Origin of the sequence: Lelliottia nimipressuralis (genome assembly GCF_041464075.1) — a bacterium.
GTDB lineage: Bacteria > Pseudomonadota > Gammaproteobacteria > Enterobacterales > Enterobacteriaceae > Enterobacter > Enterobacter nimipressuralis.
On sequence record NZ_CP167172.1, the window covers coordinates 3,033,298 to 3,051,399 of the forward strand.

Annotated in this window: 16 protein-coding genes; 12 read left to right on the forward strand and 4 right to left on the reverse strand. The window is 54.9% G+C overall.

The genetic code is table 11. From position 1 onward, the window contains the following. Positions 1 to 67: 67 nt before the first annotated feature. The 9 genes from ACB496_RS14530 to yejF all read left to right on the forward strand — a co-directional run bounded on the left by ACB496_RS14530 (position 68) and on the right by yejF (position 11,748). Entirely contained in the window at positions 68 to 1,534 is a 1,467-nt protein-coding gene (locus ACB496_RS14530) for a mannitol dehydrogenase family protein (protein ID WP_371972920.1), read from the forward strand. Between the two features lie 121 nt (positions 1,535 to 1,655). Further along, a complete protein-coding gene (locus ACB496_RS14535) occupies positions 1,656 to 2,642 on the forward strand; it encodes a GTP-binding protein (protein WP_312068774.1) in 987 nt (328 codons plus the stop codon). Positions 2,643 to 2,675: 33 nt separating this feature from the next. Beyond that, positions 2,676 to 3,389 carry a phosphatase PAP2 family protein gene (locus ACB496_RS14540; RefSeq protein WP_371975238.1) on the forward strand — a complete coding sequence of 238 codons (714 nt, stop codon included), beginning with the start codon at positions 2,676 to 2,678 and terminating at the stop codon, positions 3,387 to 3,389. Between the two features lie 416 nt (positions 3,390 to 3,805). After that, positions 3,806 to 4,375, forward strand: a complete 570-nt coding sequence (gene mepS, locus ACB496_RS14545) for a bifunctional murein DD-endopeptidase/murein LD-carboxypeptidase (protein ID WP_100779505.1) — start codon at positions 3,806 to 3,808, stop codon at positions 4,373 to 4,375. A gap of 201 nt (positions 4,376 to 4,576) precedes the next feature. Further along, entirely contained in the window at positions 4,577 to 6,133 is a 1,557-nt protein-coding gene (locus tag ACB496_RS14550; protein ID WP_371972921.1) for a cyclic di-GMP phosphodiesterase, read from the forward strand. 89 nt (positions 6,134 to 6,222) lie between these two features. Beyond that, the gene (locus tag ACB496_RS14555) at positions 6,223 to 8,028 is read left to right on the forward strand and encodes an extracellular solute-binding protein (protein ID WP_371972922.1); all 1,806 of its coding nucleotides are present in this window, start codon (positions 6,223 to 6,225) and stop codon (positions 8,026 to 8,028) included. A 9-nt stretch (positions 8,029 to 8,037) separates the two neighbouring features. Beyond that, entirely contained in the window at positions 8,038 to 9,132 is a 1,095-nt protein-coding gene (locus tag ACB496_RS14560) for a microcin C ABC transporter permease YejB (protein ID WP_100779503.1), read from the forward strand. Then, complete coding sequence (locus ACB496_RS14565) at positions 9,132 to 10,157, forward strand: ABC transporter permease (RefSeq protein ID WP_371972923.1); 1,026 nt, start codon at positions 9,132 to 9,134, stop codon at positions 10,155 to 10,157. Before ACB496_RS14560 ends, ACB496_RS14565 begins: the two co-directional genes overlap by 1 nt. Position 10,158: 1 nt before the next feature. After that, entirely contained in the window at positions 10,159 to 11,748 is a 1,590-nt protein-coding gene (gene yejF, locus ACB496_RS14570) for a microcin C ABC transporter ATP-binding protein YejF (RefSeq protein ID WP_371972924.1), read from the forward strand. Positions 11,749 to 11,751: 3 nt separating this feature from the next. Here yejF and ACB496_RS14575 read toward each other — a convergent pair whose 3' ends face one another. The 3 genes from ACB496_RS14575 to rsuA all read right to left on the reverse strand — a co-directional run bounded on the left by ACB496_RS14575 (position 11,752) and on the right by rsuA (position 14,351). Further along, positions 11,752 to 12,096, reverse strand: a complete 345-nt coding sequence (locus ACB496_RS14575; protein ID WP_100779500.1) for a YejG family protein — start codon at positions 12,094 to 12,096, stop codon at positions 11,752 to 11,754. 335 nt (positions 12,097 to 12,431) lie between these two features. Continuing rightward, the gene (locus ACB496_RS14580) at positions 12,432 to 13,628 is read right to left on the reverse strand and encodes a Bcr/CflA family multidrug efflux MFS transporter (RefSeq protein ID WP_100779499.1); all 1,197 of its coding nucleotides are present in this window, start codon (positions 13,626 to 13,628) and stop codon (positions 12,432 to 12,434) included. A gap of 15 nt (positions 13,629 to 13,643) precedes the next feature. After that, positions 13,644 to 14,351, reverse strand: a complete 708-nt coding sequence (gene rsuA / locus ACB496_RS14585) for a 16S rRNA pseudouridine(516) synthase RsuA (protein ID WP_371972925.1) — start codon at positions 14,349 to 14,351, stop codon at positions 13,644 to 13,646. 150 nt (positions 14,352 to 14,501) lie between these two features. Between rsuA and ACB496_RS14590 the strand changes: the two genes are divergently transcribed. Beyond that, on the forward strand, positions 14,502 to 16,262 hold the full coding sequence (locus ACB496_RS14590; RefSeq protein ID WP_371972926.1) for a DEAD/DEAH box helicase: 1,761 nt from the start codon (positions 14,502 to 14,504) through the stop codon (positions 16,260 to 16,262). A 124-nt stretch (positions 16,263 to 16,386) separates the two neighbouring features. Beyond that, positions 16,387 to 16,671: a 50S ribosomal protein L25 gene (rplY, locus tag ACB496_RS14595; protein ID WP_100779496.1), complete on the forward strand. Its 285-nt coding sequence runs from the start codon at positions 16,387 to 16,389 to the stop codon at positions 16,669 to 16,671. A gap of 50 nt (positions 16,672 to 16,721) precedes the next feature. On the opposite strand, the gene yejK is transcribed toward rplY, so the two are convergent. After that, entirely contained in the window at positions 16,722 to 17,729 is a 1,008-nt protein-coding gene (gene yejK, locus ACB496_RS14600) for a nucleoid-associated protein YejK (protein WP_231276643.1), read from the reverse strand. 134 nt (positions 17,730 to 17,863) lie between these two features. Here yejK and ACB496_RS14605 point away from each other — a divergent pair, with 134 nt between their 5' ends. Then, positions 17,864 to 18,091 (forward strand): YejL family protein, encoded by a 228-nt coding sequence (locus ACB496_RS14605; RefSeq protein WP_100779494.1) that lies wholly within the window; start codon positions 17,864 to 17,866, stop codon positions 18,089 to 18,091. Positions 18,092 to 18,102 lie beyond the last annotated feature (11 nt).

Consider the following 18,102-nt stretch of genomic DNA (forward strand, 5'->3'; position numbering starts at 1 on the left):
ATTCAATTTGCTGTCATATAACTTTACACTGCCATTGTTAATTAATGGTTAATCAGGTGTGTATTTCATGAAGACAATTGCCTCCACCGCGCTCCCTTCTCATGTGCAACTGCCGCAGTTCGATCGTCAGCAGCTGCGCTCCCGCATCGTTCATTTCGGTTTTGGTGCCTTCCATCGCGCGCATCAGGCGTTGTTAACAAACCGCGTGCTTAACGCCAAAGGGGGCGACTGGGGGATCTGTGAAATTAGCCTGTTCAGCGGCGATACGCTGATGAGCCAGCTGCGCGCCCAGGATCATCTGTTTACGGTGCTGGAGAAAGGGGCCGAGGGTAATCAGCCGATTATCGTCGGGGCGGTGCATGAGTGCCTCAATGCCAAACTCGATTCGCTGGCAGCCATTATTGAAAAGTTCTGCGAGCCGCAGGTGGCGATTGTGTCGCTCACCATCACCGAAAAAGGCTATTGCATCGATCCGGCGACGGGCCGACTGGATACGCAAAATGCGCGCATCGTTCACGATCTGGAAAATCCGTCTGAGCCGCACTCGGCGCCGGGGATTCTGGTTGAAGCCTTATACCGTCGCCACGCGCGCGGACTGGCACCCTTTACCGTGCTCTCCTGCGACAACATTCCCGACAACGGTCATGTCGTGAAAAACGCGGTGCTGGGGATGGCGGAGAAACGCTCGCCAGAGCTTGCCGCCTGGATTGCTGAGCACGTCAGTTTCCCCGGTACCATGGTTGACCGCATTGTTCCTGCCGCCACCGACGCATCTCTCGCCGAGATTACCCAGGAACTCGGCGTGGAAGACCCTTGCGCCATCAGCTGCGAGCCGTTTATCCAGTGGGTGGTGGAAGATAACTTCGTTGCCGGTCGTCCGGAGTGGGAACTGGCGGGCGTGCAGATGGTGCAGGACGTTTTACCCTGGGAACAGATGAAGCTGCGTATGCTTAACGGCAGCCACTCGTTCCTGGCGTATCTCGGCTATCTTGCCGGTTACGCCCACATTAATGAGTGCATGGAGGACGACGCGTTCCAAGAAGCCGCGCGCCGCCTGATGCTGGATGAACAGGCACCCACTCTGCGGATTACTGACGTTGACCTCACGGGATATGCCGACAGCCTGATCGACCGCTTTGCCAATCCTGCTCTGCAGCATCGCACCTGGCAGATCGCGATGGATGGCAGCCAGAAATTGCCTCAACGTATGCTTGAGGGCGTACGCGTTCATTTAGCACGTGAGAGCGCCTGGCCGCTGCTGGCGCTGGGTATCGCGGGCTGGATGCGCTACGTCAGCGGTGTGGATGACAACGGCAACGCCATTGATATTCGCGATCCTCTCAGCGATAAAATTCGTGCACTCGTAGAAACCAGTAGCGAAGAGGAGCGCGTCAGCGCCCTGCAGACGCTGGGTGAAATTTTTGGCACCGATCTGCCCCAGCATCCGCAGTTCGTCGAGGCCATTCGTCAGGCGTATCAACGTATTGCTCAGCACGGGGCGCGCCAGGCTGTGATTGACGCCGTGATGATTTAACCGATCATGCGCTTAAAGCGGACGGGGGACACTCCGTTCGCTCCTGCCCTTCCCAATACTCTCTTTTTTCGCCAGGATAATATTCATTGTTCGTGCATGAAGATTATCTCCTGGAGTTCACGTGACCAAAACTAACCTGGTAACCGGCTTTCTCGGCAGCGGTAAAACCACCTCAATCCTTCATCTGCTGGCTAACAAAAATCCCGCGGAGAAATGGGCCATACTGGTTAACGAATTCGGCGAGATTGGGATTGACGGCGCGCTGCTGGCTGACTCGGGCGCGCTGGTCAAAGAGATCCCCGGCGGATGCATGTGCTGCGTCAACGGCTTGCCGATGCAGGTCGGTCTCAACACCCTGCTGCGTCAGGGCAAACCGGACCGCTTAATCATTGAGCCGACCGGTTTAGGCCATCCCAAACAAATTCTCGATCTGCTTACCGCTCCGGTGTATGAGCCCTGGATCGATCTGCGTGCAACGCTGTGTATCCTCGACCCACGCCAGCTACTGGACGAGAAAGTGGTACGCAATGAAAACTTCCGTGACCAGCTGGCTGCCGCCGATGTCATTGTGGCGAATAAAGAGGATCGCGCATCACAGGAGAGCCGTGATGCCTTTGACTTCTGGTGGCAGAATTTTGGTCACGATCGCCAGTTCGTGCTGGCCACCCAGGGGAAAATTGATAATGCCCTGCTCGACCTGCCACGTCGGAATTTGACCGAACTGCCTGCCAGTGCCGCGCACTCACACGCGCATGTGGCGCAAAAAGGGCTGGCAGCCCTGAGCCTGCCTGAACATCAGCGCTGGCGTCGCAGCCTCAACAGCGGGCAGGGTTATCAGGCCTGTGGCTGGATTTTTGATGCCGATACCTGCTTTGACACCATAGGCATTCTGGAATGGGCACGCCTCGCGCCGGTGGATCGCGTGAAAGGCGTGATGCGCACACCGGACGGGCTGGTGCGCATTAACCGTCAGGGTGCCGATTTTTTCATTGAAACGCAAAATGTCGCCCCGCCCGACAGCCGAATAGAGTTAATTAGTGCGGTTAATACGGACTGGAACGCACTTCAGGCCAGCTTGTTGAAGCTTCGTTTAAGTTCGAGCCACTAACGTTGCCGGGACTTAACTGCTATGCATATGACGATGATTAAAAAAATCCCCCTGATATTACTGCTTAACGCCGCCGGTCTGGCGCTCTTCTTATCCTGGTATTTACCAGTGAACCATGGTTTCTGGTTCCCGGTGGATTCCGGTATTTTCCACTTCTTCAATGAACAGCTGGTGAAGAGCAAGGTGATCCTGTGGCTGGTGGCAATCACCAACAATCGCGCCTTCGATGGCTGTTCTCTGCTGGCTATGGGCTGCTTAATGCTCTCATTCTGGCTGAAAGAAGATACGACAGGACGCCGCCGAATCATCCTGATTGGCCTGGTGATGCTGCTCACCGCCGTGGTGATTAACCAGCTGGCGCAAGGTCTGATGCCGGTCAAGCGCTCCAGCCCTTCACTCTTCTTCCCAAATATTCATCGGGTGAGTGAATTACTGAATATCTCGACCAAAGACGCATCGAAAGACAGTTTCCCGGGCGATCACGGAATGATGCTGCTTATTTTTGCCTCTTTCATGCTGCGCTATTTTGGCAAAAAAGCCTTTGCGGTTGCCCTGATTATTGTTGTGGTTTTTGCCTTCCCGCGCGTAATGATCGGCGCTCACTGGCTAACGGATATTGTCGTGGGTTCACTTTCTGCTGTGCTGATTGGTGTACCGTGGGTCTTAATGACACCACTCAGCGACCGTCTGATTGCGCTATTTGATCGCTATCTTCCGGGCAAAATGCAACAAACAGAAAACAAATAACCAACCTAAATTAACATCATCCATCAGGGATCATTTTCGATCCCTGATGTTTTTCCCGCCACCGCCGCCCTATTTTGTCATCTTCTCGTAATATCATTCATCAGCTAAATGAATGCGTTGCGTGAGTTTTAACCTAAACTGCCGCTATTTTAAGCAATCCCGGTTAATCACTTTCTCTATCACAATTTCTTATAAAAAATCGGATATTTTTGCTCGCATTGACTAAGGCGATCGGGTAATCTCGAACTCGTTTTGCCTCACAGAGATAATTATTCTCAGGGTGAATAAGTTTGTGCGTTAGAGCACAGATTTGACCATAAAGAATTGTCTCATTGTGCGCAGGTATTTAGTCTCGTCACGTTTGGCATTTTTATAACGATATTTATCGTTAAGGACTTCAAGGGAAAATAATCAAAATGGTCAAATCTCAACCGATTTTGAGATATATCTTGCGGGGAATCCCGGCAATAGCAGTTGCGGTACTGCTGTCTGCATGTAGTTCGACAAACACCGCGAAGAATATGCATCCTGAGACGCGTGTTGTGGGCATGGAAGATGCCTCGTCACTGCAAGCCTCTCAGGATGAATTTGAGAATATGGTACGTAATCTGGACGTGAAGTCCCGCATTATGGACCAGTATGCTGACTGGAAAGGTGTGCGCTATCGTCTTGGCGGCAGCACCAAAAAAGGTATCGATTGTTCCGGTTTTGTACAGCGTACATTCCGCGAGCAGTTTGGCTTAGATCTGCCTCGTTCGACTTACGAACAGCAGGAAATGGGTAAATCCATCTCGCGTACAAAATTGCGTACCGGTGATTTGGTTCTGTTCCGTGCAGGTTCTACGGGCCGACACGTGGGTATCTACATCGGCAACGACCAGTTTGTTCATGCCTCCACCAGCAGCGGTGTCACGATTTCAAGCATGAATGAGCCCTACTGGAAGAAGCGCTACAACGAAGCGCGCCGTGTACTGAGTCGCAGTTAATCTGTTGTGTTGTTGGTTATCCCTTGGCTGGCAACACAATAAAAAATAAGCACTGCTTCGGCAGTGTTTTTTTTTGCCCGTTTAACCCCGTGCGCTCTGCCTTCACAGATGACTGGTTGCAAAAAACCAGGCTATAGTCTTGTAAATAAGTAAGATTAGTCGTCCTGCCGGAATCACGACGATCCAGGAACAATGACGTTTATGCTCACTCGTTTCTTTTCCACCAGCCGCAAAGTTCTGACAGGCAGCATCCTCGCGGGCATTATCGTTGCCCTTCTCTGCGGAATGTTGCAGTTTTTTCTGAGCTATCATAAGCGGGAAGCGAAATTCGATACCCTGATCGTTGACCTTCGGGTCTACATGGAGAGCTATTTCTCTGAGCTGAAAACCTCGATTGATACCCTCCAACCCTTCACGCTGAGCAGTTGCCAGGATGTGAGTGCGGAGCTAACGTCCCGCGCCGCCTTTAGCGTTAACGTGCGCGCATTTTTACTGGTCCGCGATAACATCGCATTTTGTTCTTCCGCCACCGGGCCAATGCGTGTCCCGATGAAGGAGCTGATACCCGATCTGGATACCACCAAATCCGTTGATATGGCCCTGCTGCCCGGCACGCCAATGCTGCCAGACAAACCCGCTATCGCCATCTGGTATCAGAACCCGCTGGTCAAAGGCGACGGGGTATTTACGTCAATCAACATCAATTTAACGCCCTATTTGCTCTATACCTCACGTCAGGATGAGTTTGCCGGTATTGCGGTGATGATTGGCAATAAGGCGTTATCCACCTTCTCGAACCATCTGCTGAACGTTCAGGATATGCATGAAACCGCTATCCGCACCGCTATGCTGAAAACGGTTCCGCTCACCATCAAGGTGTATGCGCAAAAGTGGACGCCCTATGAAATTCTGTTCGCCCTGCTCTTCGGCCTGATATGCGGTATTGCGGCGGGAACCCTCTCTTTTTATATTCTCACCATCCGTTTGCATCCCGGGAAAGAGATCCTTTCAGCTATCAAGCACGGTCAGTTCTATGTGGTGTATCAGCCGGTTGTTGATACAAAAGAGCTGAAGATGCAGGGCTGCGAAGTGCTGATGCGCTGGAAACACCCGACGATGGGTGAAATACCGCCGGATGCCTTTATCAATTTCGCTGAAGCGCAAAGGCTGATTGTCCCGCTGACGCTGCACCTTTTCGATCTGATCATCCGCGACGCGGCGCTGCTGCAAACCGTGCTGCCGCCGGGCGCCAAGCTGGGCATTAACATCGCACCGGGCCATCTGCATTCGGACAGTTTTAAAGATGACATGCGCAACTTCGCGGCGTCGCTGCCGCCAGACCACTTCCAGGTGGTTCTGGAAATTACCGAACGCGACATGATTAATCAGCTCGAAGCGGCCCCGTTATTCGAATGGTTGCATCATGAAGGCTTTGAAATCGCGATAGATGATTTTGGTACTGGCCACAGTGCGCTGATTTATCTGGAGCGGTTCACGATGGATTACCTGAAAATCGATCGCGGTTTTGTGAACGCTATTGGTACGGAAACGGTCACGTCTCCGGTGCTGGATGCCGTGCTGACGCTCGCCCGACGGCTGAACATGGTCACCGTTGCTGAAGGTGTCGAAACGCCGGAGCAGGCCGCCTGGCTGCGCCAGCATGGGGTAAACTACCTTCAGGGCTACTGGATCAGCCGCCCAATGCCGCTGGCACAATTCCTGAAATGGCAGCCCGATTTCGTCAAGGACAGTGAATAATTTCACAATGACCGTTTCGTCACTTATGATTCAGCTACATCAGACGCCTCACTATGGGTGAGCCAGAATAAAAGAGGGATACGCTGCCAATGACTATGCGCTTTGTTTTGCTGTTAATGGCGTTATTCAGCGTGACGTGCCAGGCGCAGAGTATTAAAGAGAGCTACGCGTTCGCCGTGCTCGGCGAGCCGAAGTATGAAGCGAACTTTACCCACTTCGATTACGTCAATCCTGCGGCTCCTAAAGGCGGAACCCTCACCCTCTCCGCCCTCGGGACGTTTGATAACTTTAACCGTTTCGCCCTGCGCGGTGTCGCCGCCGAACGCACCGATGCCCTGTATGACACGCTGTTTGTCACTTCAGATGATGAGCCAGGCAGTTACTACCCGCTGATCGCCGATTCCGCGCGCTACGCGGATGATTTTTCCTGGGCGGAAGTCACCCTCAACCCGCGCGCCCGTTTTCACGACGGTTCCCCGGTAAAAGCCAGCGATGTGGCCTTCACCTTCCATAAGTTTATGACCGAAGGGGTGCCGCAGTTCCGCCTGGTATTCAAGGGGGCGACCGTAAAAGCCATCGCCCCGCTGACCGTGCGCATCGAGCTGGCAGAGCCGGGTAAAGAGAGCATGCTGAGTCTTTTCTCACTCCCGGTAATGCCTGAATCGTTCTGGAAAAATCATAAGCTGAGCGACCCGATCGCCACGCCTCCGCTGGCGGGTGGCCCTTACCGCATCACCCACTGGAAGATGGGGCAATATCTGGTCTATTCCCGCGTCAAAGACTACTGGGCGGCTAATTTGCCGGTCAACCGGGGGCGCTGGAATTTCGATACGATTCGCTACGACTACTATCTGGACGATAATGTCGCCTTCGAAGCCTTCAAGGCCGGGGCGTTTGACCTGCGTGCAGAAGTCAGCCCGAAAAACTGGGCGACGCGCTATATAGGCAAGAATTTTTCTAACCATTTCATCGTCAAAGACGAGCAAAAAAATGAATCCGCGCAGGACACGCGCTGGCTGGCATTCAATATTCAGCGTCCGGTCTTTGCCGACCGGCGCGTGCGTCAGGCAATCACGCTGGCGTTTGACTTTGAATGGATGAACAAGGCGCTGTTTTACGGGGCTTACAGCCGCACCAACAGCTATTTCCAGAATACGGAATACGCAGCCCGCCAGTATCCCGATGCCGCCGAGCTGACCTTGCTTGCGCCGCTGAAAGCTGAAGTGCCGCCGGAAGTTTTCACCAGCATCTTTGAGCCACCAACCTCAAAAGGGGATGGCTACGACCGTGACAACTTGCTGAAAGCCAGCAAACTGCTCGACGATGCGGGCTGGGTGCTTAAAAATCAGAAACGGGTGAATACCCAGACCGGTAAACCCCTCAGCTTTGAGCTGCTGCTCTCCTCCGCCGGTAATAATCAGTGGGTATTGCCGTTCCAGCACAATCTGGAGCGTTTGGGCGTCACCGTGGAGATTCGTCAGGTCGATAACGCGCAAATCACCAACCGAATGCGCAACCGCGATTACGACATGATGCCGCGCGTCTGGCAGGCACAGCCGTGGCCAAACACCAATCTGCGCATCTCGTGGGCGTCGGAATACATCAACTCGACCTACAACGCACCGGGCGTTAAAAGCCCGGTCATCGACAACCTGATAAACCAAATCATTGCCGCGCAGGGCGATAAGTCGAAGCTGGTCCCTCTGGGCCGCGCGCTCGATCGCGTCCTGACCTGGAACTACTACATGCTGCCGATGTGGTTTATGGGGGAAGATCGACTGGCCTACTGGGACAAATTCTCTCAGCCATCCATTCGCCCGATCTATTCTCTGGGGCTAGATAACTGGTGGTATGACGTCAATAAAGCCGCCAAACTGCCCGCTGAACGGCGTTAAGGAATACATATGGGTGCTTACCTGATTCGCCGTTTACTGCTGATAATCCCCACCCTGTGGGCGATTATCACCATTAACTTTTTCATTGTGCAGATTGCGCCGGGCGGCCCGGTCGATCAGGCCATTGCCGCCATTGAGTTTGGCAACAGCAGCGGCTTACCGGGCGGCGGAGGCGAAGGCCTGCGCGCCAGCCACGCACAAACCGGCACCGGAAATATCAGTGAAAGCCATTATCGCGGGGGGCGCGGATTAGATCCTGAGGTGATCGCAGAGATCACTCACCGCTACGGTTTCGACAAACCCATTCACGAGCGCTATTTCAAAATGCTCTGGGACTATATCCGCTTCGATTTCGGCGACAGCCTGTTCCGCAGCGCCTCGGTGATCCAGCTTATTAAAGACAGCCTGCCGGTGTCGATCACCCTCGGATTGTGGGGGACGCTGATTATCTACCTGGTGTCGATTCCGCTTGGGATCCGCAAAGCGGTGCACAACGGCAGCCGTTTCGATATCTGGAGCAGCACCTTCATCATTATCGGGTACGCGATCCCGGCATTTCTGTTCGCCGTGCTGTTGATTGTCTTTTTCGCCGGCGGCAGCTATTTCGACCTCTTCCCCCTGCGTGGACTTGTGTCAGCTGATTTCAGCTCGCTGCCCTGGTATCAGAAAATAACCGATTATCTCTGGCATATCACCCTGCCGGTGCTGGCGACGGTGATTGGCGGATTTGCCGCCCTGACGATGCTGACCAAAAACGCCTTTCTGGATGAGATCCGCAAACAATACGTGGTCACCGCGCGGGCTAAAGGGGTGAGCGAAAAACAGATCATGTGGAAACATGTGTTCCGCAACGCCATGCTGCTGGTCATCGCCGGCTTCCCGGCCACTTTTATCAGCATGTTTTTCACCGGCTCGCTGCTGATTGAGGTGATGTTCTCCCTCAATGGCCTCGGCCTGCTCGGCTACGAAGCCACCGTGTCGCGCGACTATCCCGTGATGTTTGGCACACTCTACATTTTCACCCTGATTGGCCTGCTGCTGAATATTGTCAGCGATATCAGCTATACGCTGGTCGATCCTCGTATTGATTTTGAGGGCCGCTGATGCCGCATTTAAGCCCCGTCAACCAGGCCCGCTGGGCACGTTTTCGCCACAATCGTCGCGGCTACTGGTCGCTGTGGATCTTCGCCATCCTGTTTATCCTGAGCCTCTGTTCAGAGCTGATTGCCAACGACAAACCGCTGCTGGTGCATTTCAACGATCGCTGGTACACGCCGGTACTCACCAACTACAGCGAAAGTGATTTTGGCGGGCCCTTTGCCACACCGGCTGACTATCAGGACCCGTGGCTGCGCGATCAGCTCGACAACCACGGCTGGGTGTTGTGGGCGCCCATTCGCTTTGGCGCGAACAGTATCAACTTCTCCACCTCTACTCCCTTCCCTTCTGCGCCCTCCGCGCAAAACTGGCTGGGGACGGATGCCAACGGCGGCGATGTGCTGGCACGCATCCTTTACGGCACGCGGATATCTATTCTCTTCGGCCTGATGCTGACGCTGTTTTCGAGCGTAATAGGAGTTGTCGCGGGCGCGGTACAGGGTTATTACGGCGGTAAAATCGATCTCTGGGGCCAGCGTTTTATCGAGGTCTGGTCGGGCATGCCGACGCTGTTTTTGATTATTTTGCTCTCGAGCGTGTTACAGCCCAACTTCTGGTGGCTGCTCGGTATCACTGTGCTGTTTGGCTGGATGGCGCTGGTGGGCGTGGTGCGCGCCGAGTTTTTGCGCACCCGTAACTTTGATTACATTCGTGCGGCGCAGGCGCTGGGGGTGAGCGATCGCAGCATCATTTTCCGCCACATGCTGCCCAACGCGGTGGTCGCGACCCTGACCTTCCTGCCCTTTATTCTGTGCAGTTCGATCACCACCCTCACCTCTCTTGATTTTCTCGGTTTCGGCTTGCCGCTTGGCTCACCGTCACTGGGCGAGCTGTTGCTGCAGGGGAAAAACAATCTCCAGGCGCCCTGGCTTGGCATTACGGCGTTTCTGTCGGTGGCCATACTGCTCTCGTTACTGATTTTTATTGGCGAAGCGGTCCGCGATGCCTTTGATCCTAATAAGGCGGTATAAGATGACGCAGCCTCTGCTTAGCATCGAAAATCTCTCCATCGCGTTCACTCAGCAAGGTGAAACGCGCGAAGTGGTGAGCGATTTATCCCTGCAAATCCAGGCAGGAGAGACGCTGGCGCTGGTGGGCGAATCCGGCTCTGGCAAAAGCGTCTCGGCGCTGTCTGTTCTGCGCCTGCTCCCCTCTCCGCCGGTGGTCTATCCGCAGGGCGATATTCTGTTTCACGGCCAGTCACTGCTTCACGCCGATGAACACACTCTTCGCGGCGTGCGCGGAAACAAAATCGCGATGATTTTCCAGGAGCCGATGGTCTCCCTCAATCCGCTGCATACTCTGGAAAAACAGCTCTACGAGGTGCTATCCCTGCACCGGGGAATGCGCAAAGAGGCCGCACGCGGCGAGATTCTGGACTGCCTTGAGCGTACCGGGATCCGCAACGCCGCCAGACGCCTGACCGATTTCCCCCATCAGCTGTCGGGCGGTGAGCGCCAGCGCGTGATGATTGCGATGGCGCTGCTGACGCGCCCGGAGCTGCTGATTGCCGATGAGCCGACGACTGCGCTGGATGTCACCGTGCAGGCGCAAATCCTGCAGCTTTTGCGCGAGCTGCGCGAAGAGCTGAATATGAGCCTGCTGTTTATCACTCATAACCTCAGCATCGTGAAGAAACTCGCGGATAACGTGGCGGTGATGCAAAACGGTCGCTGTGTGGAGCAGAACACGGCGACCGCCCTGTTCCACGCGCCGCAGCACCCTTACACCCAGCGTTTGCTCGACAGCGAGCCGTCGGGCGATCCCGTCCCGCTGACCGCGGGCAGCAAACCGCTGCTGAACGTCGAAAACCTGGCCGTCGCGTTCCCGGTGCGTAAAGGCATTTTCCGCCGCGTGGTGGCGGAGAATACGGTGCTGAAGAACGTCAGCTTTTCTCTGCGCCCAGGCGAAACGCTGGGGCTGGTGGGGGAATCGGGTTCGGGAAAAAGCACCACCGGTCTGGCGCTGTTACGCCTGATCAATTCTCAGGGGACGATTCTGTTCGATGGCAAACCGCTTCACAGCTGGAACCGTCGCCAGATGCTGCCCGTTCGCCCACGGATGCAGGTGGTGTTTCAGGACCCGAACTCGTCTCTCAATCCGCGGCTGAACGTACTGCAAATCATCGAGGAGGGGTTGCGCGTTCATCAGCCTGCGCTGAGCGCCCGCCAGCGGGAAGAGGAAGTGATTCGGGTGATGCAGGAGGTGGGGCTGGATCCGGAAACGCGCTATCGCTACCCGGCGGCTTTTTCCGGTGGTCAACGCCAGCGCATCGCCATCTCAAGAGCCCTGATCCTGAAACCGGAACTGATCATTCTGGATGAGCCGACATCGTCCCTGGACCGCACCGTGCAGGCGCAGATTCTGGCGCTATTGAAGGGACTCCAGGAAAAGCATCGCCTGGCCTATATTTTTATCAGCCACGATCTGCAGGTGGTGCGGGCGTTATGCCATCAGGTGATAGTGCTGCGACAGGGAGAGGTGGTCGAGCAAGGGGATTGTCAGCGCGTGTTTGCCGCGCCGACGCATGACTACACGCGTCAGCTGTTAGCGCTGCGCTGACGCTCAGAAAGGATGCTGGCCGGAGAACGGCTCGGCGATCGCGACGCCAAAGTTTTTCAGGCGGCAGGTCGCCGCAAATTCATCCTGGCTGTTCACAAACAGGCAGGGTTCGCCTTCACACTCCAGCACGGAGCTGACGACTTCGATATCGGTCAGTGCCTGGCTCAAACGCTCCATCACCGGCCATGCGTTTTCATCGTCCGGGCTGAGCAATTTCAGCGCCACCAGACAGTTATCGCCCTCTTTTCCACTTTGCGGAATCGGTTCAACTTTCGAACCTGCAAAACCCGCCGACCAGCGATAGCTCTGGGGCAAGCGATGGACTATGGAGAGTTGTAATGTATTCACGTTCTTTCCCCGGAAGCCAAAAAAGCCTTCACAATTTATTTACATTTATAGTAACACATCGTTGCTAACCTGCCGTTATTTTCCTGAAAAACCGTTCACAGCCGTATGTTACGGGCTTTAGCGTCTCATTTTTCAGGGCATTATTTAGTGAGTTACAGGCTCGCTTTGGCGGTATATGTACCCGTTTCTGCGATCTAACTCAACCTTTTTAACTACAACGATGTGACTTTTTACATAAATAGATTTTACATAAAAGAAACAAACAAGGGGTAAACAAACGCAGGTTTGGTTGACGCGTATCAAAAAAAGGGGCCGCATTGGCCCCTTTTCTGTTATCAGCTTGCCGTTTTTCGCGGCCGACTGGCGTAGAGATAGAAGAGAATGGAGCAGGTCGCGCAAAAAGCGATTGACCAAATCATCGGCCAGGCGGTGTTAAAGGTCGCCATGGAGAGCAGCGCCCCGACAATCGCACCAATCCCGAAGCGGAAGGTTCCCGCCAGCGATGAGGCCGTCCCCGCCATATGCGGAAACTCATCAAGGATAACGGCCATCGCATTGGATGACACCATTGACACGCAGCCGACAAACGCCGCCACGCCGACAACCAGCGCCCAGAAACCGACGCCAAAGAAGGCGCTGAGCACCATCCAGACAGCCATCACAAACTGGATCCACAGCCCGGCGCGGAACATATTCAGCGCCCCTGCCCGGCGAACAAAGCGGCTGTTAATGATGGTCATCACAAACAGGAACACGATGTTCAGGGCGAAGTAGTAGCCAAAATGCTGCGGCGAAACGTGGTTGATCTCGATGTAAACAAACGGCCCGGCGCTCAGGAATGAGAACATCCCCGCAAAGCTGAAACCGCTCGCCAGCATATAGCTCAGCACACGTTTATGGCGAAACAGTGAGGCGAAGTTGCCGATGGTGGTGCGAATATGAAACTTCTGCCGACGTTCCACCGGCAAGGTTTCGTCGATAAAGAAGAAGATCATCGCCGACGCCAGCAGCGCTGCGATCGCCAGGATCCAGAAGATGGCGTGCCAGCTAAACCACACCAGCACCGCGCCACCGATCATCGGCGCCAGTAGTGGCGCGATGGTAGTGACCAGCATGACGAAGGACATCATGCGCGAGAACTCTTCTTTCGGATAGATATCGCGCATCAGGGCGTTAATCACCACGCTCGCCGCCGCAGCCGCCAGGCCGTGGAAGAATCGCATGATTATCAGATGATCGATGGTCTGCGCCAGCGCACAGGCCACCGCCGCCCCAGCAAACACCAGCGTTCCCCCGAGGATCACCGGCTTACGGCCAATGCTGTCTGCCATCGGGCCGTACAATAACTGACCGACGGCGAAACCGAGGATATAGGTACTGAGCGTCATTTGCGCGCTGCCTGCCGGAACGCCAAACTGCGCGGAAATCACCGGCAGTGCGGGCAGGTACATATCGATCGACAGCGGCATCAGCATGGCCAGCAGGCCAAGAATAAATACGATGCTAATTGACGAGTGTGGCCTGGTGGTCACAGTGTGCTCCTGAAATTAGCGGGAAGTCATGCCAACGCTGGCAATCTCTTCTTCCGTCAACGGGCGGTATTCACCGGGTTCAAGCTCGGGATCGAGGGCGATTTCACCAATACGTTCGCGGTGCAGCCCAACCACACGGTTGCCGACCGCGGCGAACATACGCTTCACCTGATGGTAACGGCCTTCGCTGATGGTCAGACGCACTTCGGTCGGGGTGATCACGTCCAGCTGCGCGGGTTTGGTCAGATCTTTTTCATTATGCAGCTGCACGCCTTTGGTAAACTGCTCGGCGGTATCGTCAGACACCGGTGATTCGAGCGTAACCAGATAGGTTTTTTCGCAGTGATGACGCGGAGACGTAATGCGGTGCGACCACTGGCCGTCGTCGGTCATCAGCACCAGACCGGTGGTATCAATATCCAGACGCCCCGCCGCATGCAGCTTGTGCGCGACAGGTTCATCCAGGAAATAGAGCACCGTCGGGTGATCCGGGTCATCCGTCGAGCACACGTACCCTTCCGGCTTGTTGAGCATGAAATAGCGCGGGCCATTCTGCTGGGTCAGCGTGTTGCCGTCGTACTCCACCTCATGTTCTGGCTGGAGTTTGAAAGCGCTCTCTTTCACAATATCGCCATCCACGGTAACGCGGCTGGCGCGAATTTCACGCCCGGCAATAGCGCGGCTTACGCCGAGTTGCTGAGCGATAAACTTATCAAGTCGCATGAAATCTTATAGCCTTTATGGTGCTGGAAGTCGGACAACATGTCCGAAAAAGAAGCAGTCAAGAACGGTCCAGTATAGCGGTCTGGTTGCGCCACTCAAGGGAAAAAGTTTCGTGGCATACTATGTGCGTGATAACAAAATCGAGAGCTCATGACTTTTACACTTCGCCCCTATCAGCAAGAAGCCGTTGACGCCACCCTCGCCTGGTTTCGCAAGCACACTGAACCTGCCGCCATCGTCCTGCCCACCGGAGCGGGCAAAAGCCTGGTAATTGCCGAACTGGCACGGCTGGCGCGTGGCCGGGTGCTGGTGCTGGCCCACGTCAAAGAGCTGGTAGCGCAAAACCATGCCAAATACTGTGCTCTGGGTCTTGAGGCAGATATCTTCGCCGCCGGGCTGAAACGCAAAGAGAGCCACGGCAAAGTGGTGTTTGGCAGCGTGCAGTCGGTCGCACGAAACCTGGCGCATTTTCGCAGTGAATTCTCACTATTGATTGTCGACGAGTGTCATCGGATCAGCGATGACGATGAGAGCCAGTATCAGCAAATCCTTAATCATCTGAAAACAGTAAACCCGCAGGTTCGCCTGCTGGGGCTGACCGCTACGCCCTTCCGCCTCGGCAAAGGCTGGATCTATCAGTTCCATTATCACGGCATGGTGCGTGGCGACGAAAAAGCCCTGTTTCGCGATTGCATCTATGAGCTGCCCCTGCGCTACATGATTAAGCACCGTTATCTGACACCACCCGAGCGGCTGGACATGCCGGTCGTGCAGTATGATTTCAGCCGTTTGCAGGCCCAGAGTAACGGGCTGTTTAGCGAAGCAGATATGAACCAGGAGCTGAAAAAACAGCAGCGCATCACCCCGCATATTATCAGCCAGATCGAAGAGTTCGCCCAGACGCGCAAAGGGGTGATGATTTTCGCGGCCACCGTCGAGCACGCCAGAGAGATAACCGGCCTGCTTCCGGCCGACGACGCGGCGCTGATCACCGGGGAAACGCCAGGGCCCGAGCGCGACACGCTGATTGACGCCTTTAAAGCACAGCAGTTCCGCTATCTGGTGAATGTCTCGGTGCTGACCACCGGGTTTGACGCCCCGCACGTGGATCTGATTGCCATTTTGCGCCCGACCGAATCCGTCAGCCTCTATCAGCAGATTGTCGGCCGTGGGCTGCGGCTGTCTCCCGGCAAGACCGACTGTCTGATTCTCGATTACGCCGGGAACCCGCACGATCTCTATTCACCGGAAGTGGGTACGCCAAAGGGCAAAAGCGGGAACGTCCCGGTGCAGGTTTTCTGTCCGGGCTGCGGTTTCGCCAATACCTTCTGGGGAAAAACCACTGCCGATGGAACCTTGATCGAGCATTTTGGCCGCCGCTGCCAGGGCTGGTTTGAGGATGATGACGGTCATCGCGAGCAGTGCGATTACCGTTTTCGCTTTAAAAACTGCCCGCAGTGTAACGCCGAAAATGATATTGCCGCGCGGCGCTGTCGCGACTGTGACACGGTGCTGGTCGATCCCGATGACATGCTGAAAGCCGCGCTGAAGCTGAAAGACGCGTTGGTGCTACGCTGCTCGGGCATGGCGCTGCAACCCGGCGCCGACGAGAAAGGCGAATGGCTGAAAATCACCTATTACGATGAGGACGGGGCGGACGTCAGCGAGCGTTTTCGTCTGCATACGCCCGCCCAGCGCACGGCTTTTGAACAGCTGTTTATTCGCCCGCATACCCGCACGCCAGGTGTGCCATTGCGCTGGATAACGGTCGCCGACATCGTCCATCAGCAGGTATTGTTGCGCCATCCGGATTTTGTCGTCGCGCGCAAAAAAGGCCAGTTCTGGCAGGTGCGCGAGAAGGTCTTCGATTACGAAGGGCGTTTCCGTCGGGCCAATGAATTGCGCGGTTAAGGGCACTTTTGATTGATGTGACGGGCGTTTGAGTATAAAATGCCGCCCGCTTCACATCCGTGAGGCAGAACACTCACCTGCTGCTGGGTCGCCTGTAGCAGGACTTATTTACAGAGAGAAATCAATGTTTACTATCAATGCAGAAGTACGTTCTGTGCAGGGTAAGGGTGCGAGCCGCCGCCTGCGCGCAGCTAACAAATTCCCGGCTATCATCTATGGTGGCGATGCTGCTCCAGTAGCAATCGAGATGGACCAGGACAAAGTCTGGAACCAGCAGACTAAAGAAGGTTTCTACACCGAAGTTCTGACTATCGTTATCGATGGCAAAGAAGAAAAAGTGAAAGTTCAGGCTGTTCAGCGTCACCCGTTCAAGCCAAAACTGTCTCACGTCGACTTCGTTCGCGCTTAATCGCCAACAAGTTGAGAAAAACCCCGCATTGCGGGGTTTTTTTATGGCTGTTATTTACCGCCAGACGTACGGCGTTGCAGCTGATCGCGCAGGTTCGGCGGTGTACCTTTGATGGTTAAGGTGTCCGTCGCCGGGTCCCAGAAAATGCGCTCGCCCAGCAGCATGGCATCGAAGTTCACCGTTAACCCGCCGCCGCTACCGGCAAATTTGGTGAGCTGACGCAGGGTGCTGCGATCCGCCGGGAAGCTCTCTTCCAGCTCGTAGCCTTTATCCGCCGTAAACTCGTGGAAGCTGACCTCGCTAACGCCAGAAAGCTCTTTCGACAGCGACTCCAGCTCAATCTCTTCGCCCGCCTGCAGCTGTTCGTTGCAGTAGCTGTAAACCTGCTGACGCACGTTCTGACGCTCGGATTTATCGAGCTGCGCTTCTGCGGTGAAATCATCTACGGCCTGCAGCAGCCCTTTGTTCTGCGCTTTCGCGTTCAGACCTTCGCTGGCGCCGAGGAAGTCCATGAAGAAATCGGCGACTTTACGGCCCACGCGCCCTTTCAGGAACGTCAGATATCGCGTCGATTCCGGGTTGGTTTCCCATTCGGTCAGATCGATTCGCGCCACGATATCGGCGTGGTTGATATCCAGATAATGTGTGGAGCTGATATCCATCTGCTCGTTAACGCGCATGCTGCTCAGATTGCTGAGCACCGTGACCAGCAGGTACTCCACGGCGAGATAGCGGTACTGACAAAACAGTACGATACCGCCGTCAGCAAACGGATATTTTGCCAGCTCGTCACGCAGACGCCCGGTTGCCGCGCGGCTAAACGCCAGAAAATCCTCTTCGCCCTGGCGTTGCAGACGCAGGCTTTCGGCCAGCTCACTCTCGTCGTTGAACATGCCATAGGCTTTATTTTTAGCGCTGTAGACGCGGTGTAGCTCCGCCATCATTTCCGTAACGGTAGGCGATGGTTCCAGTAACGAATCGCGAAGCACCAGCTCCAGGGTTTGCTCATCACGCTTGATAAGCTGGTGCAAGGCAATCTGGTTGATATCCAGACTCATGATAAACTCTCCTTTAAGACCGGGCGGTATTCAACCACCACCCACGCATGTGTGCAATAGAAGATAAAAAAGGGGAAAAAAAGCTGTTGCTACGGTAATATGTTGCCCTCTCATCAACAAACTGATTTCGATTTATGCCACAACATTCCCGCTATAGTGATGAACACGTTGAACAACTGCTCAGTGAGCTGGTCAACGTACTTGAAAAACATAAAACGCCGACCGATCTCTCCCTGATGGTTCTGGGAAATATGGTCACCAACCTTATCAATACCAGCGTTGCTCCGGCCCAACGTCAGGCGATCGCAAAATCATTCGCCCACGCGTTGCAGTCCTCCGTCAGCGACGACCAGGCGCATTAAGGGAAACGAAC

Excerpts from the sequence above, each read along its gene's own strand:
- ACB496_RS14530 (WP_371972920.1), top strand. The coding sequence starts at position 68 with ATGAAGACAATTGCCTCCACCGCGCTCCCTTCTCATGTGCAACTGCCG.
- ACB496_RS14540 (WP_371975238.1), top strand. The coding sequence starts at position 2,676 with ATGATTAAAAAAATCCCCCTGATATTACTGCTTAACGCCGCCGGTCTG.
- mepS (WP_100779505.1), top strand. The coding sequence starts at position 3,806 with ATGGTCAAATCTCAACCGATTTTGAGATATATCTTGCGGGGAATCCCG.
- ACB496_RS14550 (WP_371972921.1), top strand. The coding sequence starts at position 4,577 with ATGCTCACTCGTTTCTTTTCCACCAGCCGCAAAGTTCTGACAGGCAGC.
- ACB496_RS14555 (WP_371972922.1), top strand. The coding sequence starts at position 6,223 with ATGACTATGCGCTTTGTTTTGCTGTTAATGGCGTTATTCAGCGTGACG.
- ACB496_RS14560 (WP_100779503.1), top strand. The coding sequence starts at position 8,038 with ATGGGTGCTTACCTGATTCGCCGTTTACTGCTGATAATCCCCACCCTG.
- ACB496_RS14565 (WP_371972923.1), top strand. The coding sequence starts at position 9,132 with ATGCCGCATTTAAGCCCCGTCAACCAGGCCCGCTGGGCACGTTTTCGC.
- yejF (WP_371972924.1), top strand. The coding sequence starts at position 10,159 with ATGACGCAGCCTCTGCTTAGCATCGAAAATCTCTCCATCGCGTTCACT.
- rsuA (WP_371972925.1), bottom strand. The coding sequence starts at position 14,351 with ATGCGACTTGATAAGTTTATCGCTCAGCAACTCGGCGTAAGCCGCGCT.
- ACB496_RS14590 (WP_371972926.1), top strand. The coding sequence starts at position 14,502 with ATGACTTTTACACTTCGCCCCTATCAGCAAGAAGCCGTTGACGCCACC.
- rplY (WP_100779496.1), top strand. The coding sequence starts at position 16,387 with ATGTTTACTATCAATGCAGAAGTACGTTCTGTGCAGGGTAAGGGTGCG.
- yejK (WP_231276643.1), bottom strand. The coding sequence starts at position 17,729 with ATGAGTCTGGATATCAACCAGATTGCCTTGCACCAGCTTATCAAGCGT.
- ACB496_RS14605 (WP_100779494.1), top strand. The coding sequence starts at position 17,864 with ATGCCACAACATTCCCGCTATAGTGATGAACACGTTGAACAACTGCTC.